We start from the raw sequence: 16292 nt of genomic DNA on the forward strand, positions 1-16292 counted from the left end.
CGGTCCTCTCTGAGGGGCGGACAGAATCCGGGGATCGCGCTATGACGGCACACCGAACTCCTTCAGCCGGTGTCCCATCATGTCATCCGCCTCTGCCTCGTCTCCCATCGATCCCGTCAAGCTCGACCGCCTCGCCGAGGTCGCGGTCAAGATCGGGCTCGGCCTCCAGCCCGGCCAGGACCTGTTCCTGACCGCGCCCGTCGCGGCACTGCCCCTGGTCCGCCGGATCGCCGAACATGCCTACAAGGCTGGCGCGGGTCTGGTCACGCCGCTTCTGTCGGATGATCAAGTGACGCTCGCCCGCTACCGCTTTGGCGCGGATGCCAGCTTCGACCGGGCTGCAGGCTGGCTCTATGACGGCCTCGGCAAGGCCTTCGATGCCAATACGGCGCGGCTTGCCATTGTCGGCGACAATCCGATGCTGCTTGCCGCCGAGGATCCGGCGAAGGTTGCCCGAGCCAGCAAGGCCAATTCCCTTGCCTATCGCCCGGCGCTCGAGAAGATCACCAATTTCGCGGTCAACTGGAACATCGTCGCCTATCCTGGTCCTGCTTGGGCTGCCCAGGTCTTTCCGGGCGAAGCTGAGGATGTCGCAGTCACAAAGCTCGCCGAGGCGATCTTCAGCGCCTCGCGCGTTGATACCGACGATGCTGTCGCCGCCTGGGCCGCTCACAATGCCGGTCTCAAGCGGCGCACCGCCTGGCTCAATGATCTGCGGTTTGCCTCGCTGCATTTCACTGGGCCAGGGACGGATCTCCTCGTTGGCCTCGCCGACGGCCACGAATGGCAGGGCGGCGCCTCCAAGGCCCGCAACGGCATCATCTGCAATCCCAACATCCCGACGGAAGAGGTGTTCACCACCCCCCATGCCCGCCGAGTCGAGGGCTATGTGTCGAGCACCAAGCCCCTGTCCTATCAGGGCTCGCTGATCGACGAGATCCGGGTGCGCTTCGAGGGCGGTCGGATTGTCGACGCCAAGGCGAGCAAGGGCGAAACGGTGCTCGGCAAGGTGCTGGACACCGACGAGGGCGCGCGCCGCCTCGGCGAGGTGGCGCTCGTGCCGCATTCTTCCCCGATCTCGAAAAGCGGCTTGCTGTTCTTCAACACGCTGTTCGACGAGAACGCGGCCTGCCACATCGCGCTGGGCCAGTGCTATTCGAAGTGCTTCCTTGATGGCGCCTCGCTCAGCCCCGACCAGATCGCCGCCCAGGGCGGCAATACCAGCCTCATCCATATCGACTGGATGATTGGCTCGGGCGACATCGACATTGACGGCATCGCAGCCGACGGAACGCGCGTTCCGGTCTTCCGCAAGGGTGAGTGGGTCTGACGCGCAGGGATCGGGCCGGCCAGATGCCGGCCCTGTCCCTTAGATCAATCGACCACCCGCACGGCGCCCTTGGCGGCGCTCGTGGTGAGAGCCGCATAGGCCTTGAGCGCGGTGGTCACCTTGCGCTTGCGCGGTGCCGCCGGCTTCCAGGCATCCTTGCCCTTCGCCTCCATCGCGGCCCGGCGGCGGGTGAGTTCCTCGTCCGATATGCGCACCCCAATCGTGCGGTTGGGGATATCGATGTCGATGATATCGCCTTCTTCGACCAGGCCAATTGCGCCGCCCTCGGCCGCTTCCGGCGAGGCATGGCCGATGGACAGACCTGACGTCCCACCTGAGAACCGACCGTCGGTGATCAGGGCGCAGGCCTTTCCAAGGCCCTTCGACTTCAGATAGCTCGTCGGATAGAGCATTTCCTGCATGCCGGGGCCACCGCGCGGTCCCTCATAGCGGATCACCACCACGTCGCCGGCTTTGATCTTGTTGGTCAGGATCGCGTCGACGGACGCGTCCTGGCTCTCGAACACCCGGGCGGGGCCTGAAAACTTCAGGATCGACGCATCGACACCGGCCGTCTTCACGATGCAGCCGTCGAGCGCGATATTGCCGGAGAGCACGGCAAGGCCGCCGTCCTTCGAATAGGCATGCTCGGCTTTGCGGATCACGCCCTTCTCGCGGTCGAGATCGAGCTGTTCGAAGCGCCGGTTCTGGCTGAAGGCGACCTGCGTCGGCACGCCGCCGGGGGCCGCGCTGAAGAATGTACGGACGCTCTCGCTGTCGGTCACCGCGACGTCCCAACGCCCGATGGCTGCGGCCATGCTTTCACTGTGAACTGTCGGCAGGTCGGTGTGGATCAGCCCGGCGCGCGCGAGTTCACCAAGGATCGCCATGATGCCGCCGGCGCGGTGCACGTCTTCCATGTGCACATTGGCAACCGAGGGAGCGACCTTGCAGAGAACCGGAACCCGGCGCGACAGACGGTCGATGTCCTCCATCGTGAAGTCGATCTCGCCCTCATAGGCTGCAGCCAGAAGGTGCAGGACGGTATTGGTCGAGCCGCCCATGGCGATGTCGAGGGTCATGGCATTCTCGAAGGCCTTGAACGAGGCGATCGAGCGCGGCAGCACCGAGAAGTCGTCCTGCTCGTAGTGGCGGCGGGCAAGATCGACGATCAGGTGGCCGGCCTCGACGAACAGGCGCTTGCGGTCGGCGTGGGTTGCTAGGACAGAGCCATTGCCGGGCAGGGCAAGACCCAGGGCCTCGGTGAGGCAGTTCATCGAATTGGCGGTGAACATGCCCGAGCAGGAGCCGCAGGTCGGGCAGGCCGAGCGTTCGATGACGTCCACGACCGCATCGGAAATGCGGTCGTCCGCCGCGGCAACCATGGCATCGACGAGGTCGACCTTCTTCAGCACGCCCTCGGCAATGAACTTGCCGGCTTCCATCGGCCCGCCAGACACGAAGACCGTCGGGATGTTGAGCCGCAGCGATGCCATCAGCATGCCGGGCGTGATCTTGTCGCAGTTCGAGATACACACCATCGCGTCCGCGCAATGCGCGTTGACCATGTACTCGACGCTGTCGGCGATGATCTCGCGCGACGGCAGCGAATAGAGCATGCCGTCATGGCCCATGGCGATGCCGTCATCGACCGCGATCGTGTTGAATTCCTTGGCGACACCGCCCGCCTTCTCGATCTCCGCCGCCACCAGCTGGCCAAGGTCCTTCAGGTGCACGTGGCCAGGAACGAACTGGGTGAACGAGTTGACCACTGCGATGATCGGCTTGCCGAAATCGCCGTCCTTCATGCCGGTTGCGCGCCACAGGCCGCGGGCGCCGGCCATGTTGCGGCCATGGGTGGTCGTGCGGGAGCGATAGACTGGCATGGACGGATCTCGTCTTCTGGCGTTTTGCTTGGTGGCGTTTCGGGCCGTGCGCGGCGGGCACACTCTTAGCGTGCCATGCCAGGGCCCGCCAGCCGAAGCGGCGGACCCGTGGCCATGAATTCGCGCAGGGCTCCGCTTGCCTCAGTGATCCGAACTGGGGCCCGGGGGCGCCGGCTCCACCTTGTTCTCTGGTCCGTCGTTCTTCTTGCCGCCGCCGAAAAGTCTCGACACGACGACGAAGAAGATCGGGACGAAGAACACGGCAAGGACAGTCGCCGAGATCATGCCGCCCAGCACGCCGGTGCCGATGGCCTTCTGGCTGCCCGCGGACGCACCGGTTGCGATCGCCAGCGGCAGCACGCCGAGAGCAAAGGCCATCGACGTCATGATGATCGGTCGGAACCGGAGATGCGAGGCCTCGATGGTCGCCTCGATCAGACCCTTGCCCTCCGCGCGCAGATCCTTGGCGAACTCGATGATGAGAATGGCATTCTTGGCCGAAAGCCCGATGATCGCGATCAGACCGACCTTGAAATAGACGTCGTTCGGCATGTCACGCAGGGTGACAGCCAAAACCGACCCGATGATGCCGAGCGGCACCACCATGATCACCGAGATCGGGATCGACCAGCTTTCATAGAGCGCCGCAAGGCACAGGAACACCAGTATGCAGGAGATCGCGAGCAGGAGCGGTGCCTGCGATCCCGACTGGATTTCCTGCAGCGACTGCCCGGTCCACTCGTAGCCGAATCCCGGCGGCAGTTCGGCTGCCAGTCGCTGCATCTCGTTGATCGCATCGCCCGACGAATAGCCCGGGGCGGAGGCGCCGCTGATGCGGATCGAGGGATAGCCGTTGTAGCCGATGATCTGCGAGGGTCCGCGCTGCCACTCGATCCGCGAGAAGGCCGACAGCGGCACCATGCCGCCATTGGCATTGCGCACGTTGAGATTGAGCATCTCGGCGGTCTGCATGCGATTTTCGGCGGTGGCCTGGACCAGCACGCGCTGCAGGCGGCCGGCATTCGGGAAGTCGTTGATATAGGCGGAGCCGAGATTGGTTGTGATCGTCGAGTTGATGTCGGCGAAGGTGACCCCGAACGTGTTGGCCTTCTCGCGGTCGATGATCAGGCTGACCTGTGCGGCATCCGGCAGGCCTTCGACGAAGACCTGTGTCAGGATGCGGCTGCGCATGGCACCGGCGAGCAACTGGTCGCGCGCGGCGGCAAGCTGCTGCTGCGTCTGGCCGGCGCGAGCCTGCAGCCGGAAAGAGAAACCATTGGAATTGCCCAGGCCCTGGATCGGCGGCGGCGACAGGCCGAAGACGATGGCATCACGCACCTGGCTGAGCGCAATCGTGCCGCGCAGAGCGATGGCAGAGGCCACGTCGCGCGGACCGCGTACACTCCAGTCCTTCAGGGTGACGAAAGCCAGCGCCGCGTTCTGGCCGAGGCCGAAGAAGCTGAACCCCTTGACGGTGACGATGCGGTCGACCGCCGGTTCCGAGGCGAACTGCTTCTCCGCCCTCTCGATAGCCACCATCGTACGATTGACGGTTGCGTCCGACGGGGCCTGGAAATTGACGATGACATAGCCCTGGTCCTCGTTCGGCAGGAACGACGTGGGCAGGCGCAGATAGAGATAGCCCATGCCCGCGAGGAGGATCAGATAGATCACCATGTAGCGTCCGCCGCGCCGGACCAGATGGCCGACGACGCTGCTGTAGCCACGCGAGGTCTTGTTGAAGCCCCGGTTGAACCAGCCGAAGAAGCCGCGTTTCTCGTGGTGGTGGCCGGCTTCGACCGGCTTCAGGAAGGTGGCGGCAAGGGCGGGCGTCAGGCTCAACGCCAGGAAGGCGGAGAACAGGATCGACACCACCATGGTGAGGCTGAACTGTTTGTAGATGACACCGACGGCGCCAGGGAAGAAGGCGAGCGGGATGAACACTGACACCAGCACCACCGAGATGCCGATGACGGCGCTGGTGATCTGGCCCATGGCCTTGCGGGTGGCCTCGCGCGGTGGCAGGCCCTCTTCGGACATGATCCGTTCGACGTTCTCCACCACGACGATCGCGTCATCGACGAGGATGCCGATGGCCAGAACCATGGCGAACATGGTGAGCACGTTGATGGAGAAGCCCGTCACATACATGACGGCGCAGGTGCCGAGCAGCGCCACCGGCACGACGATGGCCGGGATCAGCGTGTAGCGCAGGTTCTGCAGGAACAGGAACATCACCAGGAAGACCAGCACCATGGCTTCCGCCAGCGTGTGCAGAACCTTCTCGATCGACACCTTCACGAACGGCGATGTGTCGTAGGGCACGGCATGTTCGACACCCGGGGGGAAGAAGCGGGCGAGTTCGGCCATGCGCGCCTTCACCGCCTCGGAGGTCGCCATGGCATTGCCGGTGGGCGCCAGCTGGACGCCGATGGCTGCCGCGGGCTTGCCGTTGAGACGCGCCGAAGTCGCATAGGACTGGCCGCCGACCTCGATGCGCGCGACGTCGCGCAACCGCACGAGCGAGCCGTCGCGGTTGGCGCGCAGCACGATCGATCCGAACTCGTCCGGGGACGACAATTGGCCCTTGACCATGACCGTCGCCGTGACCTGCTGGTTCACCGGGTTGGGCAAGGCGCCGATGCTGCCGGCGGCAACCTGGGCATTCTGGGCGGTCACTGCGGTGACGATGTCGGATGCGGTCAGGTTGAGGCCGACCATGCGGTCGGGATCCATCCAGATGCGCATCGAGCGCTCGGTTGCGAAGAGCTGGGCGCGCCCGACGCCGGGGACGCGGCGGATCTCGCCGAGCAGGTTCCGGCTCATGTAGTCGCCGAGGCCGATATCATCCATCGACCCGTCGGTGGAGGTGAGGGTCACAACCATGAGGAAGTTGGAGCGAGCCTGGTCGACCTGCACGCCCTGCTGGCTCACAGAGCGCGGCAGGCGGGGTTCGACGCGGCGCACGCGGTTCTGGACCTCGACGGCCGCTGCGGCGCCATTGGTCCCGGGCTTGAAAGTGACGGTGATGCTGATGGAGCCGGTCGTGTCGGCGACCGACTCGAAATAGAGCAGTCCCTCGATGCCGTTCAGCTCTTCCTCGATCGGTCGCGTCACGGCCTGGTAGGCGTCCTCGGGCGAGGCGCCCGGATAGGCCGTGTTGACGGTGATCTGCGGCGGCGCGACGTCCGGATATTGCGCGATCGGCAATTGCGGTATCGCGATGATGCCGGCGAGCATGATCAGGATCGAGACGACCCAGGCGAAGATCGGCCGGTCGATGAAAAACTGGGGCATGGAAGCGGTCCTTACCGGCCGGAACCGCTGGGCGCAGCGGCCGTGGGGCCGCTCGGGGTCCACGGCTGGGCGGTGACCTTGCCGCCAGGTCGAAGCCGCTGGAAGCCTTCGACCACCACTCGGTCACCGGCGGCGAGCCCGTCATCGATGACGGCGCGGGTGCCGACGACCCGGCTGGTGCGCACGACTCTCAGTTCCACCGTGTCGTCTGTCTTCACGATGTAGAGCTGTGCCCGCCCTGCGGTATCCCGCTGGATGGCCTGCTGCGGGACGGCGATCGCATTTTGCTGAACGCCCTGCTCGATCAGAACGCGCACATACATGCCGGGCAGCAGGTCGCCATTGGGATTGGGAAATTCGCCACGCAGCGTCACCTGGCCGGTACCGGCATCGACGGTCGCCTCCGAGAAGAGAAGCCGACCCGGATGCGGATAAGCGCTGCCATCATCCATGAACAGCCTGACGCGGGCCTCATCCGTCGGATTGCCGGCCGAAAGAGCCCCGGCCTGAACTGCACGCCGCAGGCGGATAAGGTCGGTCGCCGACTGGGTGAAGTCGGCATAGACGGGATCGAGCTGCTGGATCGTGGCAAGCGCTTCCGAACCGTTGGCGGCGACCAGTGCCCCTTCGGTGATCAGAGCGCGGCCGATCCGCCCACTGATGGGTGCCGTGATGTCGGCATATTGCAGATTGAGCTGAGCGGAGGCGAGGCCAGCCTTGGCGCTGGCGACATCGGCATCGGCCTGCGCCAACGCGGCAACTGCGCTATCGAGCTGCTGCGGGCTCGCAACGTTGCGCACGCGCAGCTGTTCGGTGCGCTCGTTCTGCTGTTGGGCCAAAAGGCGCGTGGCCTCGGCGCGCTGCAGGGTTGCTTGCGAGCGCTGAACTTCGACGCGGAACGGCTCCGGGTCGATTCGATAGAGCACGTCACCAGCCTTCACCAGGCTCCCCTGCTGAAACACCCGTGCCACGATGATCCCGGAGACGCGCGGCCGCACCTGGGCGATCCGCGTCGGCGCGATGCGTCCGGGCAGTTCGTTGGTGATCGGAATGGCTTCCAGCTGAACGGTCACGATGCCGACGGGCGGCGGCGGCGGACCCTGCTGGGCAGACGCCGCGTCCAAACCGAGTGCGATCGTCATGGCGGACAGAAGCAGCGCTGCGCTGAAGCGCGATCGGGGGGAAAATGTCACGAAAGCCTCATGTGGCAGTTTGGGATGGGCAGAATCGGCAAGCATCCACCCCGATACACATCTGCAAATGTATATGGCGGATCGCCGAGACGCCTCAACTGAATTGCGCGAAGTGAACCATCAAATCATTGCGATGCACCATCAGCGGAATTCATGCAGCGGGGCAGGATTGTCGCGAGCACGACCATCCGTCCCTTGATTGGATTTTCGGCAATCTGGCAGGCTTCGCCAAGCGCTCACAAGCTGTTTCCAATCCTATGGACGGCGACGCGTTGAACCGTCGAACGCAAGGTGCGAGACAGAAAGTCCAGGAAGCGCTGATCGCTGGCATGGGCAACGTTGATCCGGATAGCCGGGTTGCGGTCGCTGTCCCGCTCTGGCGAGAAGACCTGACCTGGCGCCAGGAAGATGCTCTCGGCTGCCGCTTGCCGGCAGAGCGCGATCTCATCCGTGCCTTCCGGCAGCCGAGCCCAGAGATAGAAGCCGCCATCCGGGCGCTGGATGCTGAGACCCAGGCCTGCCAGATCGCCGAGCGCTGCTTCGGTCGCGCTCTCGATGCGCGCCCGCAGCCGGCGCAGATGGCGGAGATAGTGCCCTCCGGCGATCAGGTCGAAGACGAAGCGCTCGACATATTGGGAGGTTGCGGCAACCGACAGCATCTTGATGTCCGTCAGGGTACCGGCGAGCGCGGGTGAGGCCGCGAGATAGCCAACTCGCAGCGAAGCCGACAGAGTCTTCGAGAAGGTGCCGACATAGATCACGCGATCCAACTGATCGAGAGCGGCAAGACGCGGAGCATTGGCCGGCAGGATATCTGCGAACGGATCGTCCTCGACGATCAGGAAGCCGTGGCGATGGGCAGCCTGCAGCACCCCATAGGCGGCTGCAGGCGACAGGCCTCCGCCAGTCGGGTTGTGGGCCAGCGATTGGGTGAAGAACACCTTGGGACGTTCCTGCGTGAGCTTCGCCTGGAGGTCCTGTAGGCAAGGGCCATCCATGCCTCGCTTGATCCCGACAACCCTGGCCTTCGCGAGCTTCAGCTTGCCGAAGAGGGGGTAATATCCGGGGTCATCGACGAACACGGTATCGCCGGGTTCGATCAACTGGCGCACGATCAGGTCCAGTGCGTGGTTGGCCCCGAGTGTCAGCAGAATCTGCTCCGGCGCGGCCTTGATCGACCTGTGGCCGAGCGATACGGCGATGCGTTCGCGCAGCGGGCGGTAGCCCCATGAACTGCCATAGCCGTGCTCGACCGTTTCGCCGCGATGCCATTTCCGGCCGCCGAAATGCGCACCGAGCTCGGAGTTTTCCATCCAGCTCGGCGGTGGCCGGCCGTCACCGGGGCGAACTTCGTAGTGCTGCTCGAACTGCTCGCGCAGAAGCGAGACCAGATCGAGCGCCTCGGCCACATTGGCACGGGGAGCCAGGCTCGGAGGCCGCGCATCGATGGCGACGAAATAGCCGGAACCCGCACGTGCCACGAGATGGCCGGAGGCGACCAGCCTGTCATAGGCTTCTGCCATCGTGTTCTTGGAGACGCCCTGGTCAGCCGCGGCTCGCCGCACCGAAGCCACCCGCTCGCCGGGCTTCAGCGCGCCGTTGTCGATCAAGGCCGCGATATCACCGACGATCCTGTCGGTTCGCGTCGCCCGGCGCTGGAAATCCCGGTCATCCACCACGGCTGTCCCATCCGATTTGCCTGCACAGATGCCGTTGAAATTCGACAAACTGTCCCTTGTCGGATCGTTGTTTACTGGGACAATTCAGTCAACTGTGCCAGTTCCAAAAGGGCCAGAAATCCAGGTCGAGGAAACCCGGACACGCAAGCATCCGCAGTCGGTCATCAACCTCCTCATGCCGAGAAGGCCCGGGTGATCCGCTTCGCTGTCCGCAACAGAGACGCTCTGAGGAGGAGACACCATGTCTGAGATCACCGGCAAGCCCGCGGGCACACCGCATGCGCTGCTCGACCGTCGCGCCTTTGTTGGCGCCGCGCTCTCCGCACCTCTGGCGCTGCCGGCGTCAGAAGCCTTGGCGCAGGCGGCATCAACCGACTGGCCGGCACGCGCCGTTACCATCGTGGAAGGCTACCCGCCGGGCGGCCTCACGGATGTCACGAGCCGGATTGTCGCCGAGCATATGGCCCGGACCCTCAATGCATCGGTCGTCGTCGAAAACCGGCCGGGCGCTGCGACCTCGGTGGCTGCGACCGGCGTCGCACGGGCCCAGCCCGATGGCTACACGCTGCTGATGGGCACGACGACGCTGGCGATCAACCGGACGCTCCAGCCCAATCTGACGCCCCGCGAGCCGGACAAGGAACTGGCGCCGATCGGCATGGTGTTCCGCACCGCCTTCATCCTGCATGTCCATCCCTCGCTGCCGGTAAAGACGGTTGGCGAACTGGTGGCGCACTGCAAGGCCAATCCCGGCAAGATCGCCTTCGGATCGCCTGGCACTGGCTCGGTCAGCCATCTCTGCCTCGAAATCTTCAAGGCCCAGGCCGGTATCGACATCCTGCACGTCCCCTATCGCGGCGGCGGTGGCGCGGCCCTTGATCTGCAGGCAGGTCGCATTCACGCGGTGTTCCAGGGCGTGCAGGAGGCCATGGCCTTCATCCAGGCCGGCAACACCCGTGGCCTCGGCGTCTCCGTAAAGAGCGGCGTACCGCTGTTCCCCGATCTGCCGCCGATCGCGAACACGGTTCCGGGCTTCGGCGAGGTGACCTTCTGGCAGGGTCTGTTCGCACCGGCAGCAACCCCGCCTGCCATCATTGCCAAGGTGGGCGATGCGCTCAGCAAGGCGACCGAGGATCCGGCCTTGCGCGCCAGGCTCGCCGCCCAGGGGATCGACGTGCTGACCGGCGATGCCGCGGCTCTCCGCGCGATGCTGGCCAGCGAGACCCAGCGCTGGGGCGACGTCATTCGCACCGCCAACATCAAGCTGGAGTGAGGACGAAGCAGCGTCCTTCCCCTTCCGTCCGATCGAGAGCCTGACATGTCGAAGTCCCCCCAGCCCGCCGCGAACTCCCGCATTCCAGGCTTTCACAGAATGACAACCGATGAGCGGAGGGCGGCTGTGGCCGCCTTCTGCGGGCTCGACGAGGAATCGGTGGCGCAGCTTGCCATGCCCGGCAACCTCGATGCCCATATCGCCGATCACATGATCGAAAACGTCGTCGGTACGATCGCGATCCCGATCGGTGTCGCGACCAATATGAAGGTCGATGGCCAGGATGTGCTGGTGCCGATGGCGACCGAGGAATCCTCGGTGGTCGCGGCTGTCTGCAATGCCGCCAAGCAGTGTTACGACGCTGGCGGCTTCACGACGTCGATCTCTGGTACGCTGATGATCGCGCAGATCCAGCTGCTTGGCGTCAGCGACCCTCAGAGCGCCCGCATCCGAATTCTGGAACGGCGCGACGAGATCGCCGCAGCCTGCAATGCCTGCGATCCGCTGCTGGTGAAGCTCGGCGGCGGCTTCCGTGATCTCGAGGTGCGCGTCGTGCCGACCCGTGGCGGCGAAATCGTCGTCACCCATCTCATCGTGGATACCCGCGATGCGATGGGCGCCAATGCTGTGAACACGATGGCAGAGGCGCTGGCGCCCTCCATCGAGGCCTGGACCGGCGGCCGCGTGCTGCTGCGCATCCTGTCCAATCTTGCCGATCGCCGTCTGGCCCGCGCCCGTGCCGTCTGGCCGGCGGATGCCATCGGAGGGCCCGCCGTTCGCGATGCGATGATCGCCGCCTATCAGTTCGCCGAAGCCGATCCCTATCGCGCGGCCACCCACAACAAGGGCATCATGAACGGCGTCTCGGCCGTCGTACTGGCGACCGGCAACGACACCCGCGCGGTCGAGGCGGGCGCCCATGCCTTTGCTGCACGGACCGGTCGCTACAAGAGCCTGACCAATTGGGAAGTGACGGCGGACGGCAGCCTGGCGGGCACGCTCGAAATGCCGCTGGCTGTCGGCCTCGTTGGCGGTGCGACCAAGGTCCACCCCACAGCGCGAGCCTGCATCAAGCTGCTCGGCGTCACGACCGCAGAGCAACTGGCACGAATCATTGCCGCCGTTGGCCTGGCGCAGAATTTCGCCGCCATGCGGGTGCTTGCAACCGAAGGTGTGCAGAAGGGCCACATGTCGCTGCATGCCAAGAACATTGCGATCGTGGTTGGTGCCGTTGGCGACGAGATCGAGACCCTGGCTGCCATCCTGATTGGCCGCCGCCAGGTCCGGCAGGATGTCGCCGAGGCGGAACTGGCCAAGCTCCGGCAGGGGTGATCGGCGGTCACCTTGCATCGTCCGACAGCAGGCCTTGTCCGGGCGAGGGCAAGAGGGCATGACTTCTCGCCAGCAAACGGCGAGGCGACCCGAGATGCAGGCGGACAATTGGGGCGTTGTAGCCCGTATCGGCATCTTCATCGTCGCGACTGAGGTCGTGCCCGAGGCCGAATGGTGGGCCATGGCTCCGCAGGGCGTATCGGTTCATGCCGCTCGGGTATCCGCTTCCGCGCCCTGGGCCACCTGGCGCGATGACCGAAGCGGGGTCGATCTCGCACCCGACATGGTGCGGGGTTGCAGTGCGTTCCAGCAGGTTCGCCCGTCCGTGGCGGTTTTGGCCCATTCATCGAGCAGCTTTGTCGGCGGCCCAGGGTGGGACGATGCCGTGATCGCCGAGATGGTTGCGCGCCTGTCACCCCAGACAACGGCCACGACCAACGGCCTTGATCTGCGTCTGGCGCTAGCCCGGTTGGGCCTCGCCCGTCCATTCCTTGTCATGCCGGCCTGGATGACCGACCGGCTCGTCGAGAGCGCCGTCGCCTATTTTGCGGCCTTTGGTTTGTCGATCGCCTCGGCCTGGCGCCACCAGCCGGCAAGCCAATGGCAGGGCATTGCGCCGCAGGATCTCTACGGTCGCGGCATGGCGATCGACCAGGAGACGGACAGCCTGCTTGATCAGGTCTGCCGGCATTGCCCACCAGAGGCAGACAGCGTTCTACTGGCCGGCACGGGCCTGCGCTGTGCAGGGATCATTGATGCCATCGAAGCGCGGCTGAAGCGCCCTGTCGTGACCGCCAATCAGGCAAGCCTCTGGCGGGCGCTTGAGGTCTCAGGGTGCCGGAGGCCGATCGAAGGCTACGGCACCCTCCTGAGGGCGTAGAGGCAACCGGCGGGAGCGGAGGCTTTTGCCGGGAGAGCTAGCGCGCCTTTGCATTCGATTCCGAGACGCTCTGCTTGGAATCCGCTTGGCCCTTGACCCAGTATCCGCTCGCCTTGAGCCAGGCCAGGGGATGCTGAATCTCCTCGACAACATGCTGCCGCAGCGCCGCGGCGACCTTGGCCTCGGCTGCGATCCAGATAAGACCATCGCCCGGCGGCATTGGCTGGTTGCGCAAGGCCGCAAGGAGCGGTTCCGGGTCGGCGGATTGTTCGGCGGCCCGATGAATCCAAATGCCCCGGTGGTCAGCCTTCGTTTCGAAACGTTGCTGCTCGGTGGCCGCGGTGACGGCCACGATTGACGTGACCTTGGTCCCCGCCGCCATGCTCTCGATCCAGCGGCCGATTGCTGGCAAGGCCGTTTCATCGCCGATCAACAACCACCAATCGAAGTCGTTGGGGAACAGAACAGAGCCTCGGGGACCGGCGATCTCTGCTTCATCGCCGGGCTTTGCCTGCATCGCCCATTGGGTCACCGGGCCGGCCTCGTGGAGCGCGAAGTCGATGGTCAACTCGCCGGTCGCCGCATCGAACCGGCGCGGCGTGTAGTCGCGCCGTTCCACAGGCTCGGATCCTGGCACAATGACCTTGATGTGATCATCGGCGGCGAGGCTGGTGAAGCCTGCCAGGGCCGGGCCTGCCAATGTCAGCCGGAGCATCCTGGGCGTAACGAATTCAGTCCGGCGGACGACGACCCGTCGCAGATGGAGGTCGTGCCGGACTCGGGTAATCGGGTGTTTCTCTGACTCTTCCATGGTTCCTCCTGAGGAGACGTCACCAGCCTGTTGGACGCGCGGAGCACCAAAGCGCAGCAGGCTATGATCGTGAGCGCGCCGGACAAGTGTCGAGCCTGGCTGCGATCCCGATCGAACTTGCCATGTTGCAGGCCGGCGCATTGCGCTGTTGATGCCTGCAGGAATTCTGTGAGTCAATTTGTTGACAAAAAAAATCAAGATATATAGGCATGCTCCAAGCGACGCCTCGTGAGGGGAGGCGACGCTCCAGCCAGCTCGCCGCAAGCCAGCCAGCCATCATCTTGGTCAGGCAAAGGGTTTGGGGCACATGGCTCTTTCACGAGAATTGGCGCTTAGGGCGTCTATGTCCGCATGCGCGCTCGCTGCATCGATCTGCGCGGCCACGGCACAGTCGGTTGGTGGTGACGAAATCACGGTCACTGCCACCCGCGAGGAGCGCCAGCGACTGGACGTTCCGGCAACCATCGACGTCATATCCCGCCAGCAGATGGATGAACGCCAGGTCCGCGACATCCAGGATGTCGTGCGTTACACGCCGGGCGTTTCAGTGGAGCGAGTCACCTCCGGCACCGATCCTTGGAAGAACCTCGGTGGCTTCACGGTTCGCGGCATGTCCGGCAACCGTGTTGCCATCACGGTGGACGGCGCCCGCACCATTGAGCGGATCACCGACGGCACGCGCGACCTGATCGACCTTCCCTACATGAAGTCGATCGAGATCATGCGTGGCCCGGCTTCGGTGCTCTGGGGCGCCGATGCGCTCGGCGGTCTCGTCGCCTTCCGCACCCTTGATCCGCAGGATCTCATTCGGGGCAACCCGCGGGGCTGGGGCGCACGACTGCAAACGAGCTTCGACAGTTTCACCCGCTCCATCGTCAAGACGGCAATGGCCGGCGTGACGCTCTCGCCCAATATCGAGGCGATCTTTTCGTTGAGCCACGGCACCGCGCTGCAGCCGACTTATTCGACGGCCCGCGCAGATGGCGGCAGCTGGGGCTGCCCGGCCACCCGCGCAATTGCCTGCAACATCACCGACCCATTCCGGGCCCAGAACTGGAACGGCTTCGGCAAGGTGATCTGGCGCCCCGCGGACGACCACGAGTTTCGTCTGACCTATGAGCGCTACAGCAAGGCAACGATCACCACGCAGCTCTATGATTTTGGCGTGATCTCGTCCAACTGGCAGAACGGAAATTATCCGCGCTTGCAGGAGCTGGAGCGGCAGCGGGCCACATTGTCCCATGCCTGGACGCCGGCCTGGGGCTGGATCGATGCGGTCCGTTGGAATCTGACCTATTCGCCGCAGCGCCGCGACCTCGACAGCACGCGCTGGCAGACGGGCACGGGCGCCAATGCCGGGCAGACGCGCACGGTTCACGACATCCTGAACTATTCCGAGAAGTTCTATCAGAGCGACATCCAGTTCACGTCGCACTTCAATCTCGGACCCTCGCTCCACACCCTGACCTACGGCTTCCAGGGTGATATCGCCAAGACCGACTATTACCGCGAGAGCGTGACCACCAACCTGACAACCGGCGCTTCCACCACGACAATCGCCGGCGGCTTCAACTTCGCCAATGCGACGACAGTGCGGGCCGATGGCTATCTGCAGGACGAGATCAAGCTGATCGATGGCCGCTGGACGATCACGCCCGGTGGGCGCCTCGCCACCTATCGCATCACGCCACGTATTGGCGCGGGCTATGTGGTCGACCCCGCGGCGCCGCCGCGCGAACTCACCTCCACGCGGTTCATTCCGCAGGTCGGGACCATCTTCAAACTGACCGACGTCTATTCCGTCTATGCCCGCTATGCCGAGGGCTTCAAGATGCCGACGGCCCAGCAACTCTACATGTCGCTGCCCGGTACGTCCTTCAATCTTGTGCCCAACCCGAACCTGAACCCGGAGAGTTCGCGCACTTGGGAGGCCGGATTCCGGGGGCGTTATGAGCGCGGCTGGTTCTCGCTTGGCGTCTTCCACTCCACCTACAAAGACTTCATCGCAACCCTTCAGCAGGTGGCCGGGACGAACGACTACACGTCGCTCAATCTCGCCTCTGTCGTACTCTGGGGGGTTGAGGGTTCCGCCGAATATCGGGTGACCGACGACCTGATCCTCAATGCCGGCTTCTCCTATCAGTTCGGCAATCAGCGAGCGACGCCGACCTCCGCCGTCACGGCCTTCGATGCTGCCAGCCCATTCAATGGAACGCTCGGACTGCGCTGGTTCAAGCGGGAATGGAATCTCGATGGCGAAGTGGTCGGGCGCTTTTCGGCGCCGGTCACGCGCGTGAGCTCCGCGACCTATTACAAGCCCGGCGGCTGGTTCGTGCTCGACACCTTCGTCAACTGGAAGCCCCAGTCGAACGTGACCCTCCGCGCCGGTGTGCAGAACATCTTCGATACGCGCTATTTCCAGAATCTCGGAACGGGCACGACCTACCCGATCACGCCGACCACATCACAGGCGCAATCGAACCCGCTGGAACTGCAAGTTGCGCCGGGCCGCACACTCAAGCTCTCCGCAACCGCTGACTTCTGACACCCCAGCCGCCGGCCCGCCCGTGCCCGGGCGGCCGTGCAGCATGGCGGCCTGGCCTCTCCTCCC

10 protein-coding genes are annotated in these 16292 nt (G+C 64.7%); 5 read left to right on the plus strand and 5 right to left on the minus strand.

The window, feature by feature from the left end; translation table 11 throughout:
* The first annotated feature begins 79 nt into the window (after window positions 1–79).
* Window positions 80–1330, plus strand: coding sequence for an aminopeptidase (locus tag E8L99_RS11280; RefSeq protein WP_137099625.1), 1251 nt, complete (start codon window positions 80–82; stop codon window positions 1328–1330).
* Between the two features lie 44 nt (window positions 1331–1374).
* Here E8L99_RS11280 and ilvD read toward each other — a convergent pair whose 3' ends face one another.
* The 4 genes from ilvD to E8L99_RS11300 form a co-directional block, all read right to left on the minus strand.
* Window positions 1375–3216, minus strand: a complete 1842-nt coding sequence (gene ilvD / locus E8L99_RS11285; protein ID WP_137099626.1) for a dihydroxy-acid dehydratase — start codon at window positions 3214–3216, stop codon at window positions 1375–1377.
* 141 nt (window positions 3217–3357) lie between these two features.
* Window positions 3358–6513 carry an efflux RND transporter permease subunit gene (locus E8L99_RS11290; RefSeq protein ID WP_137099627.1) on the minus strand — a complete coding sequence of 1052 codons (3156 nt, stop codon included), beginning with the start codon at window positions 6511–6513 and terminating at the stop codon, window positions 3358–3360.
* An 11-nt stretch (window positions 6514–6524) separates the two neighbouring features.
* Window positions 6525–7655 (minus strand): efflux RND transporter periplasmic adaptor subunit, encoded by a 1131-nt coding sequence (locus tag E8L99_RS11295; RefSeq protein WP_137102081.1) that lies wholly within the window; start codon window positions 7653–7655, stop codon window positions 6525–6527.
* Window positions 7656–7942: 287 nt separating this feature from the next.
* Window positions 7943–9382, minus strand: a complete 1440-nt coding sequence (locus E8L99_RS11300) for an aminotransferase-like domain-containing protein (protein ID WP_137099628.1) — start codon at window positions 9380–9382, stop codon at window positions 7943–7945.
* A 244-nt stretch (window positions 9383–9626) separates the two neighbouring features.
* Here E8L99_RS11300 and E8L99_RS11305 point away from each other — a divergent pair, with 244 nt between their 5' ends.
* From E8L99_RS11305 to E8L99_RS11315, 3 genes are all read left to right on the plus strand, one after another.
* Window positions 9627–10658, plus strand: coding sequence for a Bug family tripartite tricarboxylate transporter substrate binding protein (locus tag E8L99_RS11305; RefSeq protein WP_137099629.1), 1032 nt, complete (start codon window positions 9627–9629; stop codon window positions 10656–10658).
* A 45-nt stretch (window positions 10659–10703) separates the two neighbouring features.
* Window positions 10704–11990 (plus strand): hydroxymethylglutaryl-CoA reductase, degradative, encoded by a 1287-nt coding sequence (locus E8L99_RS11310; protein WP_137099630.1) that lies wholly within the window; start codon window positions 10704–10706, stop codon window positions 11988–11990.
* A 94-nt stretch (window positions 11991–12084) separates the two neighbouring features.
* Complete coding sequence (locus E8L99_RS11315) at window positions 12085–12870, plus strand: aspartate racemase/maleate isomerase family protein (RefSeq protein WP_137099631.1); 786 nt, start codon at window positions 12085–12087, stop codon at window positions 12868–12870.
* A 37-nt stretch (window positions 12871–12907) separates the two neighbouring features.
* Here the strand turns inward: E8L99_RS11315 and E8L99_RS11320 are convergent, their stop codons facing one another.
* The gene (locus E8L99_RS11320) at window positions 12908–13681 is read right to left on the minus strand and encodes a siderophore-interacting protein (RefSeq protein ID WP_137099632.1); all 774 of its coding nucleotides are present in this window, start codon (window positions 13679–13681) and stop codon (window positions 12908–12910) included.
* 343 nt (window positions 13682–14024) lie between these two features.
* Here E8L99_RS11320 and E8L99_RS11325 point away from each other — a divergent pair, with 343 nt between their 5' ends.
* Complete coding sequence (locus E8L99_RS11325; protein WP_168201651.1) at window positions 14025–16226, plus strand: TonB-dependent hemoglobin/transferrin/lactoferrin family receptor; 2202 nt, start codon at window positions 14025–14027, stop codon at window positions 16224–16226.
* Window positions 16227–16292: the final 66 nt, after the last annotated feature.

Origin of the sequence: Phreatobacter aquaticus, from assembly GCF_005160265.1 — a bacterium.
Classification (GTDB): Bacteria; Pseudomonadota; Alphaproteobacteria; order Rhizobiales; family Phreatobacteraceae; genus Phreatobacter; species Phreatobacter aquaticus.

Bases quoted from the DNA above. Each gene is read 5' to 3' on its own strand.
- E8L99_RS11280 (WP_137099625.1), top strand. From the start codon at position 80: ATGTCATCCGCCTCTGCCTCGTCTCCCATCGATCCCGTCAAGCTCGAC.
- ilvD (WP_137099626.1), bottom strand. From the start codon at position 3,216: ATGCCAGTCTATCGCTCCCGCACGACCACCCATGGCCGCAACATGGCC.
- E8L99_RS11290 (WP_137099627.1), bottom strand. From the start codon at position 6,513: ATGCCCCAGTTTTTCATCGACCGGCCGATCTTCGCCTGGGTCGTCTCG.
- E8L99_RS11295 (WP_137102081.1), bottom strand. From the start codon at position 7,655: ATGACGATCGCACTCGGTTTGGACGCGGCGTCTGCCCAGCAGGGTCCG.
- E8L99_RS11305 (WP_137099629.1), top strand. From the start codon at position 9,627: ATGTCTGAGATCACCGGCAAGCCCGCGGGCACACCGCATGCGCTGCTC.
- E8L99_RS11310 (WP_137099630.1), top strand. From the start codon at position 10,704: ATGTCGAAGTCCCCCCAGCCCGCCGCGAACTCCCGCATTCCAGGCTTT.
- E8L99_RS11315 (WP_137099631.1), top strand. From the start codon at position 12,085: ATGCAGGCGGACAATTGGGGCGTTGTAGCCCGTATCGGCATCTTCATC.
- E8L99_RS11320 (WP_137099632.1), bottom strand. From the start codon at position 13,681: ATGGAAGAGTCAGAGAAACACCCGATTACCCGAGTCCGGCACGACCTC.
- E8L99_RS11325 (WP_168201651.1), top strand. From the start codon at position 14,025: ATGTCCGCATGCGCGCTCGCTGCATCGATCTGCGCGGCCACGGCACAG.